The sequence below is a fragment of the Mycoplasma pogonae genome (assembly GCF_054170725.1).
The window spans coordinates 41,963-51,333 of the sequence record NZ_JBSWZS010000010.1; the positions used below are offsets into that span (position 1 = coordinate 41,963).

General features: G+C 25.5%; 9 protein-coding genes. 8 read left to right on the forward strand and 1 reads right to left on the reverse strand.

The window, feature by feature from the left end:
- The first annotated feature begins 60 nt into the window (after positions 1 to 60).
- The 8 genes from ACW95P_RS03770 to fmt all read left to right on the forward strand — a co-directional run bounded on the left by ACW95P_RS03770 (position 61) and on the right by fmt (position 7,682).
- Positions 61 to 1,857: a hypothetical protein gene (locus tag ACW95P_RS03770; protein WP_457961901.1), complete on the forward strand. Its 1,797-nt coding sequence runs from the start codon at positions 61 to 63 to the stop codon at positions 1,855 to 1,857.
- A complete protein-coding gene (locus ACW95P_RS03775; protein ID WP_457961902.1) occupies positions 1,857 to 2,564 on the forward strand; it encodes an ABC transporter ATP-binding protein in 708 nt (235 codons plus the stop codon). Before ACW95P_RS03770 ends, ACW95P_RS03775 begins: the two co-directional genes overlap by 1 nt.
- Positions 2,539 to 3,537: an aromatic motif membrane protein gene (locus ACW95P_RS03780; RefSeq protein ID WP_457961903.1), complete on the forward strand. Its 999-nt coding sequence runs from the start codon at positions 2,539 to 2,541 to the stop codon at positions 3,535 to 3,537. The genes ACW95P_RS03775 and ACW95P_RS03780 overlap by 26 nt, the downstream gene beginning before the upstream one ends.
- On the forward strand, positions 3,527 to 4,345 hold the full coding sequence (locus ACW95P_RS03785) for an aromatic motif membrane protein (RefSeq protein ID WP_457961904.1): 819 nt from the start codon (positions 3,527 to 3,529) through the stop codon (positions 4,343 to 4,345). Before ACW95P_RS03780 ends, ACW95P_RS03785 begins: the two co-directional genes overlap by 11 nt.
- Entirely contained in the window at positions 4,335 to 5,213 is an 879-nt protein-coding gene (locus ACW95P_RS03790; protein ID WP_457961905.1) for an aromatic motif membrane protein, read from the forward strand. Before ACW95P_RS03785 ends, ACW95P_RS03790 begins: the two co-directional genes overlap by 11 nt.
- Before the next feature lie 85 nt (positions 5,214 to 5,298).
- A complete protein-coding gene (locus tag ACW95P_RS03795; RefSeq protein WP_457961906.1) occupies positions 5,299 to 6,066 on the forward strand; it encodes a TatD family hydrolase in 768 nt (255 codons plus the stop codon).
- Complete coding sequence (gene rsmA / locus ACW95P_RS03800) at positions 6,059 to 6,835, forward strand: 16S rRNA (adenine(1518)-N(6)/adenine(1519)-N(6))-dimethyltransferase RsmA (RefSeq protein ID WP_457961907.1); 777 nt, start codon at positions 6,059 to 6,061, stop codon at positions 6,833 to 6,835. The genes ACW95P_RS03795 and rsmA overlap by 8 nt, the downstream gene beginning before the upstream one ends.
- The gene (fmt, locus tag ACW95P_RS03805; protein ID WP_457961908.1) at positions 6,828 to 7,682 is read left to right on the forward strand and encodes a methionyl-tRNA formyltransferase; all 855 of its coding nucleotides are present in this window, start codon (positions 6,828 to 6,830) and stop codon (positions 7,680 to 7,682) included. Before rsmA ends, fmt begins: the two co-directional genes overlap by 8 nt.
- Before the next feature lie 18 nt (positions 7,683 to 7,700).
- Here the strand turns inward: fmt and ACW95P_RS03810 are convergent, their stop codons facing one another.
- The gene (locus ACW95P_RS03810) at positions 7,701 to 8,294 is read right to left on the reverse strand and encodes a thymidine kinase (protein WP_457961909.1); all 594 of its coding nucleotides are present in this window, start codon (positions 8,292 to 8,294) and stop codon (positions 7,701 to 7,703) included.
- Positions 8,295 to 9,371: the final 1,077 nt, after the last annotated feature.

Below are 9,371 nucleotides of genomic sequence, written 5' to 3' on the forward strand. Positions count from 1 at the left end.
TTTTGTTTTTTAAAAATTTTAATAACTTTTAATAGTTATTAGTAGAAAAGAAACCTGAAAATGTTTAAAAATTTTTTAAAAAATAACCAAAAATGATTCTTTAATCATTACACACTTCTTTTACTTAAAATAATTATTCGAAAAAAAAATACTTTAGTTGTACCCTTGGCTTTATTTGGGTTAGCACTAATTCTTAGTATAACAAGTCTTGCATTGAATTTGAATGGAAGTGCTTTTGATGTTATTTTTTATTCATTAATTTTTGTAGAATTATTGTTTACTATTATTTTTATAAGTATTAAGGTCATCAATATTTTTGTGGAAATAGAAGAAGAGGGGATTGAAGTTATTGTCTTTTCTAAGAAAATTACCAGAAAAAATATTATTTTAGGAAAAATTTTAACTTTTATAACTATTGCTTTTGCATGAGCGATTTTAATTTTAATTTTTAATTTAATATTTTTTGCTTTCAATTTTAATAAAATTAATGCTATTGGAAACTTTTTATTTTTTTCATTATTATCTCCATTTATGGCGGCTTTATTTTTTGGTTCCGTTACTTCTCTTATTGCATTAAAAACCAATTCTAAAGTAGCCTTAACGCTCCCGACATTTATTTTTGTGCCTTTGAGTATTGTGGGAACTTTTTTGAATTTATCTTCAGTTTCGGGAAACAATAGTTATGCCCACTACTTAAACATACCCACAAGTCAAAATGCTGCCGGTAATATAGCTAACCTTGAAAAATTTTATTTAAAAAACCATGAAGATAAATTTTTTATTTTGCCCAATGGATTTGAAAATAAAGAATTTAACGAGAAGCAAAAGCCATATTTGGAAAAAGCTTTTAATTATACAAAGAACTCAGCCCTACCCTTTCAGGTTTTTTCTTGGCTATCATTACCTTCGCAATTTATCGATATTTTTAGTTATGAAAATCAAAACATTTTAAATCAACAAGATAATATTGAAAGTAACCTAAAAAATTACTTTAATTTTTCAAAACCAGGATCTATTTATAATTCTTATAAATTAAATAAAAATCCTTATTTATTTAAAGGCCTTGTAAAAAATATTTCTTCTGAATTAGAAGAACAATATATTGTTCCTGGAGCACTAAAAAATCAAAGTCAAATTCCAAACTTAATTAATTCAGAAATTATTTATGCTCGTGAAAAAGCTGACAATTTTGATGTTGTTTTTTTAGAAGATAGTTATACATTCCAAACTCCTAATAATCTTGTTGGAAAATTAAAATGGAAAGTTTTAAGAGATGCATTAGAATCTAAAAACTTTAATAAAATAGCATTTGATTTTTTTAAAAAAATAAATAAAAATATATCTAAAAAAGATTTAATTGCAAAAATTGCAGAATTTTCTAATGTTGTGATGGATAGTTTTGAAGATAATAATACAATTTTATTTAATTCAATAATTGACACACATCAAATTACAAACCTAACAGAAAAACAAATTTATATCATTACTGCTTTAGCTTATTATCTATATTTTTCAACTGAAAATCAAGAATTATTACAAACACTATTAAAAAATGATAATTCTGAATTGGAATACACACCAAGTAGTCTTGTAGTTAAGTTAGGTGAATATAATTATAATATTGGTGGATTTAGCTCATATTCTCAAATTCAAAAGATTATTAACAATAAAATTGTAACTCGATTCCAACTCCAATCTAATGACAATTTTTTATTTCAAAATATCAAAGACGTTTATAGTGTAGAAGCGGAAAATACTGCACTAGATAAAAATTATTACATTTTGATATGAGTAGCTTTTATAGGATTTCTAATTTTCTTAAATTATAGATTCTATAGTAAAAAGGACTTTAGATAATGAACCATATTTTGCAGGTAAAAAAATTAACTAAAATTTATTCAACAAAAGATAATCAAGGAATTTTTAGTTTAACTTTTAATGTCAATAAAGGTAGCTTTCACGTTTTTATTGGTGAAAATGGCTCTGGGAAAACCACAACAATTAAGTGCATTGTCGGGTCTTACACAAATTGAACTGGAGAAGTTTTAATAGATAACTTAAGCAACCAATTAGCGAGCTCAAAAATAAAGTTAGGTTATGTACCTGAGGCTGCTAAATTCCCTAAGGAATTAACTACGCAACAATATTTATTACTTTTTGCGCGCATGTCCGGAGTTACTAAGGCGGATGCAATCAAGAAAATTGATGATTTTTTAAAAGAATTTGAAATTCAAAACCTAAAAAATAAAAAACCAGCTTTTTTTTCTTCAGGACAACAAAAAAAAGTTTTATTAATTCAAGCTTTAATTCATAACCCTGAAATTATTATTTTAGATGAACCAGCAGCCAATTTAGATCCAACAGCAAGATATGAATTATTTAGTATTTTAGAAAATTTGAAAAAAAACAACAAAACAATTTTTATTTCTTCGCATATTTTAAGTGAAGTTAATAAATACGCAGATAGCTTAACACTGATTCATAAAGGAAAAATAGTTTATTCAGGAGCTAAATACGATAATTTAGAAAGTATTTATTATGAAAAAATTACTAAAAAAAGCTAGTTTATTTGGTTTATCAATTTTTGGATCAATAACTCTTGTATCTTGTGGGCAAAATTATGAAGACAATGATAAAAAAAGCGATGTTTCAGTTTTGCTAAAACCTAGACGAGATTTTTCTGCTGATAAGCAAATTGAAAAGCTATTAAAACTTTTGTTTAAAGATAATATAAATGCGGAAAAAAATTATTTATTTACTCAAAACACACAACCAGCTACTAATTTAATTGAAGTTCAACATTCATTAATTTGAAATGATTTTTTAATTTCATCAGCATCATTAAATAGTTCGATTACTAAAAATTCAATTGCAAAAATCAAAGCAGCAGATAAATTGTTTTTTACACTAAGTAATGATTGATACTGGTATTTAAAAAATATTAATAAAATGTTTTTTATTTTAAATACTTACAGCATTACTTCAAATAGTTTTTGAGATTTTGGATTTGGATCCAACGAAGAAATCATTGACCTTTTAAAAGATAACCAAAATAGTTTATTAAAAAAAATTCCGGAAAACAAAATCCAAGAAATGTATTTTATAGATATCCCAAATCAAAAAGGTGACATTTATACTCATAAGCAAGCAATATATTTGCGTTATACAAAAAATATTTTTATTAAAATTATGTATGTAATTAAAAACAACCAGCCCAAAATTTTTGTATGACCGGATTTATTTGTGATTGATAATAGAGAAAACTTTCAAGATTTATTTACAGAATTAGAAAAAAATATAATTACTGAAAGAAATTATGAAATAAATTATCAATTAAGAAAAGATAGTTATTTAGATGAACCCTTTGATATTCCATATAATGACCAAATATATCAAATATATAATGATTCCAATTATTTTGAAAATTTTTCAAAAGCAATAATTCAACCAATGATAAAAGATGCAATAAAAAAAATTAACGCTAAAAATGAAGCTAAAATTACACGCTATATTTTAAGGAGCACAGATGAAATCTAAAAGTTTATTTTTAAAAATTGTACCCTTAGTTGTCCCCTCAACTGCAATTTTTCTAGCTTCATGTGGTACTCAAGCAGATTTTAGCATCGAGCCAATACAACCGGGTGGTGGTTTTGAAACAATTGGAGAAATAACAATTTTGGATCAACTAGCAGATAAAGTTTTTGGTAAAAAAGAAGTTGAGAAATTTCAATTTTTAGAGCAACAAAAAAATTCAGAATATATCCAAAAGACTTTAGCGGAAATCAAACAACAAGCAGACATAGTTTTAGTTTCTAAAAAAAGTGAAGATTTAAAAAAGTTAAAGCAATTATTCTCTAAAAATTGATATTTAGTTTTAAAAAATATTAATAAATTTGAATTTAAATTTTATGATTGATATGCTTTGGGGGATTTAGGCAATAGAACAAATAGATTTTCGGAAAAATATTCAAAATATTTAAAAACACTAAATCCTTATCAACCTTCTCAATATAACGGAACAAATATTGAAGAAGGAGAAGAAGCAGGCTTGGGTGTCCATTCAAATCAGATGAGTGATATTTTTCTTTTAATTGAAAAAACATTTTTAGTTTTTAGAATCAGAAAAGAAGCTGGAGCGACAGATGTTGCACTAGAACCTTTAAATGTTTATTTTGATGGTAAAGAACCGGCGCCTTTAAAATATTTTAGAGATGCCTATCATTCTGGAATAATGCATAATAGATTAAAAGATGTTTATCAATTTGAACAAGAAATTATGGATTCTAAAACACCAACTCCAGCGTGAATGTTGCTAATTCCTAAGAGTGATAAAAATGCGATTTAAAAAAATGTTTTTTTTGGCACCTGTTGGATTACCTTTTTTATTAATTAGTTGCGCTCATGTAGATTCTTATTCTATTGTGCAAACTTCTTTTGAAACTGCACAAAAACAAATAATTAATTATTATCAAAGTGATGAACAAAAATGAAATATATTTTTAAAAAGCGAACCCATTAATAATCTTTTAAATACTGTTTTTTCAGATGAAAAAGCAAAAAATGATTATATAAAATCACAAATGAAAATTGATACAAAAAAAACATTAGAAAATTTAAAAACTTACTTATATTACAGAAATGATGTTCAGATTATTGCGCCTGAAATTCAAAAATTAGAATGGGGCGATTTATATAAAGATTCAATATGGAAAAATTGATTATGATTTCTATTTAATATTAATAAATTTAAATTTATGTACAAACCACAAGAAAATTTAAATAAATTTTCAAATTCGGAGTTTGAAAAAAAATGAGCAGAAAATACATTAATAATTGGAACTTTTTGACAACCACAAGATAATAAATTTATTGACTTTACTGATGTTTTATTTTTTGAGGATGAAAGTGAAACAACTAAAAAAATTTACTTATTGCATTCAAGTGGCTTTATTTTTGAGTTTTCAGCTGAAAAATATTATTATGAAGAAGATGTAACCACTTATAATAATTTAATTCCTTATGGAAAAATTTTTAAGAATGTACTTTTTAAAAATATAGCTCCACAAGATTTTCCATTTCAAAAATATGCACAAATATCAGCTTTTTTAGGTAATGATTTAATCAATGACCTAGAAGTTGCTAATTTTGAAGAAAACTTAGGCGGGGAAGCGTTAATTTATACATTAATTGATGTTAATGATAAAATAAAGTAATAAAGAGTTTTTGAAGACTCTTTTTTCTTTTCAAAAAAATACTGTTTAATATAATTATTTAAATTTAAAAAATAGGAGATTAAAAATGAAATATATTGATGTTCATACTCATCCTTATAAAGAGTATTATTCCCAACCAGAAAAAGAAGTTGAGAAAAATTTAAAGCATAATATTACAAAGATGTTTTTTGTTGGGACTTCAATTCGTGAAACTCCAGAATTATTAGAGCTTTGCAAAAAATTCCCGCAAAACTTATTCCCCCTTTTAGGAATACATCCTTCAGAAGTGGAAAAAGAAAATGTATCAAAATTAGAAAAATTCATCGCTAATAATAAAATTATTGGTATTGGTGAAATTGGACTAGATTATTACCACCCACTAAACCCAAAGCGAGAAGTACAAATAACTACTTTTAAAATGCAATTAGATTTTGCTTTAAAATATAATCTTCCTGTCATGTTGCATGTTAGAGAAGAAGCTGCTTATGAAGATGTAAATAATATTTTATTAGAAGAAAAATATAATAAATTAAAAATAGTATTTCATACTTACAGCGGTGGCCTAAAATGGGCAAAAACATTTTTAGAAAGAGGATACTATTTATCTTTTTCTGGTGTTATAACTTTTAAAAATGCACAAGAAACTCGTGATGTTGTTTTGCAAACCCCCCTTAATCGTTTATTTGTAGAAACTGATGCCCCTTTTCTAACCCCTGTACCTTATCGAGGGAAAAGAAATCATTCTTACTATATTAAAGAGATTACAAAATTTGTAGCTAATCTAAAAGGCGTGAGTGAGGCTGATTTAACTAAACATTTATTTCAAAATGCTAAGGATGTTTTTAATGTCTAGAAGCATCAAAGCAAAGAAAAAATTTGGCCAAAATTTTTTGATTGATAAAAATATCATTGAAAAAATTATCAATATCTCAGAAGTACAAAATCAAAGCATTATTGAAATTGGTCCTGGGCAAGGAGCATTAACAGAGAAACTTGTACAATTAGCAAAAGATGTTGAAGCTTATGAAATTGATAACGACATGATAGAAATTTTGCAACAAAAAATTCAAGCAAATAATTTTAAATTACAGCATCAAGATTTTTTGGAAGCTAATTTTGAATGAAATGGTAAAAAGAAAATTGTTGCCAATTTACCTTATTACATCACTAGCCAAATCTTATTTAAAATTTTTGAGCATGTTTCAATGTTTAGTTCAATTACAATTATGGTTCAAAATGAAGTAGCTAATCGCCTGGCTGCTAAAGTTAATACAAGTGATTATGGTAAATTGTCAATTGCAGCACAACACTTTGCAACAATTAAAAAACATTTTACTGTATCTCCGGAATCATTTCAACCAATCCCAAAAGTAACTTCAGCTGTAATTACACTAACTTTTGATAAAAAGATATCTTTAAATAGTGAAAAATTTTTGTATTTTATTAAAAAATCTTTTGCTATGAAACGCAAAACATTAATTAATAATTGAAAACAATTTATTGCTGAAGACAAGATTTACCAAACTTTTGAAAGATTTAATTTAAATAAAAATATTAGGCCGCAAGAAATTAGTGTGGAAGTATACCAATCAATTTTTGAATCATGAGGGGAAAATGTCTAAAAAGATTAAATTAATTTTAGCAGGCACAACAGAATTTTCTGCTACAGTTTTTCAACCTCTTATTGAAAATTTTGATGTTTTAGCAATCATTTCCCAGCCAGATCGCCCTGCAAAAAGGGGATATAAAATTCAAACAACACCCACAAAAGAATTGGCTACTCAAAAAGATATTAAACTATTTCAACATGAGAAAATTGGTGAAATTTATTCGGAATTATCCACTTTAAAATTTGATTTTTTAATCACAGCAGCTTTTGGACAGTATATTCCAAGCAAAATATTAAAACTAGCTAAAAAGGGCTCTCTAAATGTGCATGGCTCTTTATTGCCTAAATATCGAGGAGCAGCACCGATTCAACATGCACTTTTGAATGGTGATGATACCACAGGAATTACTTTCATGTACATGGCACAAGAGATGGATGCGGGAGATATGCTAGCTCAAGTAAAATATAAAATTCAAGAAAATGATAATTCAGAAGATTTATTTAAAATTCTTGCAACACTAGCTGCTAAAAATATTGTTCAGTGAGTTAATGATTTGTATGAAAATAAATTACAACCAGAAAAACAAAATTTTAATTCAGTAACCTACTCACCGAAAATTACTAAAGAAATGGCTGAATTTTTTTTAATTGATAATGCCGAAATTGCATTAAGAAAAATTAGAGCCTTAAGCCATAACCCGGGAGCCTTTATTATTTTAAACAATAAGAGATTAAAAGTTTATCGAGCCTCTTTAAAACCGATTAAAAATGCTGTTATTTTAGAAATGAATGACCAAAAATTATATTGTTATGAATATCAATATGAAGGTAAAAAAAGAGTATTAATTAATAATAAATAAAAAGTAGGGTAAAATGCCCTACTTTTCTTGTTTATTTAATTTTAAGTATTCACCTTTAATATGACATGCTCGGCAGCGAGCCTCGTATTCATCAGAATCGCCAATCAAATTTAGTGAAGAATCAGAAATTTTTCTAAAAGTTGTTGAAGCGGCATTTTTACAGTTTACACATACGGCTTGCAATTTTGTGATATGTTCTGCAAGCGATAATAGTGTGGGCATAATGCCAAAAGGACGACGCAAATAATCTTGGTCTAAACCACTCAAAATTACCCGGTAACCTTGATCTGCAAGTTCAACAATTAAATCTACTAAATCTTGATCAAAAAAATGTACCTCATCAATTGCAATTGCACGAAAACGTTTTTTTTGCTTGTTAATAATATCCCTAATTTCTTGAGAGTTGCCCACATTAAAAGCATCTTTTTTAGCGCCTGAGCGTGAAATAATTTGATCATCAGAAAAGCGATTATCAATTGTAGGTTTAAATAATAAAATGGGAACACTAGCATAATGTAATGAAACAACGCGTTTTAATAATTCATCACTTTTTCCAGAAAACATTGGTCCTGTAATGACTTCGATCATTCCATCAGAAAATTTTTTATACATAATATTCCTTTCTTTTTTTATTTTTTAGATTAAATAATTACTATTAAATATATTACTATTTTTAATAAATTGCTAAATAATTATAAGCATATTTTTTAGATTGGAAACTAATTTTCTTAATCACTTATTTTTGGTTTAAAAATGATTCCTTTTTTTTATTTTTTAATTAAAAATACAATTATTTTACATAAAAAAAGACAATAAAAAATAAATTTTTACTTAAAATCTGCAGAAACTTTACACTTAATTTTATATTCTTAATTAAAGCTATATAATTATTATAAGTATTAAATTTTTAATCCTAAACAAACAACACAAAATAAAGTTATTTTGCTAGAAAGCAGTAGAAACATGTTCTATTCGAAAATGATTGATATTGTAGCGGTAGTTATACAGAAAATTACAGTTTCAACATCTGATAACACCAATAGCAATTTCATTATAAGTTTCAAAAAAATTAAAGAAAAATTTGCTAATACATATAAGTTTTTAATTAACTTTTCATTTATTTGGTGAGATTTTGTTTTTAAAATGTTTGGGTTAACTTACAGCAAAATTGCGAGGAAATTAAATGAAATTACTGCATAGAAAAAACTTACTTCCAAATGTTACAAATTTTAAAAGTTATTTTATAAATTTATTATTATATATTTTTATTATATTAATGCTTACCGCTGTAGGCATATGAATAGTTGTAGATGGAAAAATAATTTGAATAGGTTCGCTTTTTATAATAATAGGTACTTTATTTATTTTGCCGACATTTATCTTGATATTTAGAAGATATAAATTTAAAAAACATAATAAATTAGCTATTATTGAATCAAACTTACAGAATTAGTTTTAATATAACAAAAATATAAATCATTCACAATACGTGTTTATTTAACATCCTTCAATTTTTAATTAAAGGATGTTTTATTTTAATTTAAATTTTATATTTTTTAATTAAAAGGATAGTATGAATGAAAAATCATTATTAAAGAATTTATGTTTTTTTTAAACAAAAATCATTTTTCAAACTTTCTTCTTTTTTTATTTTTATTAGCAAAAATTCAAACCTAAAATTCAAAAATT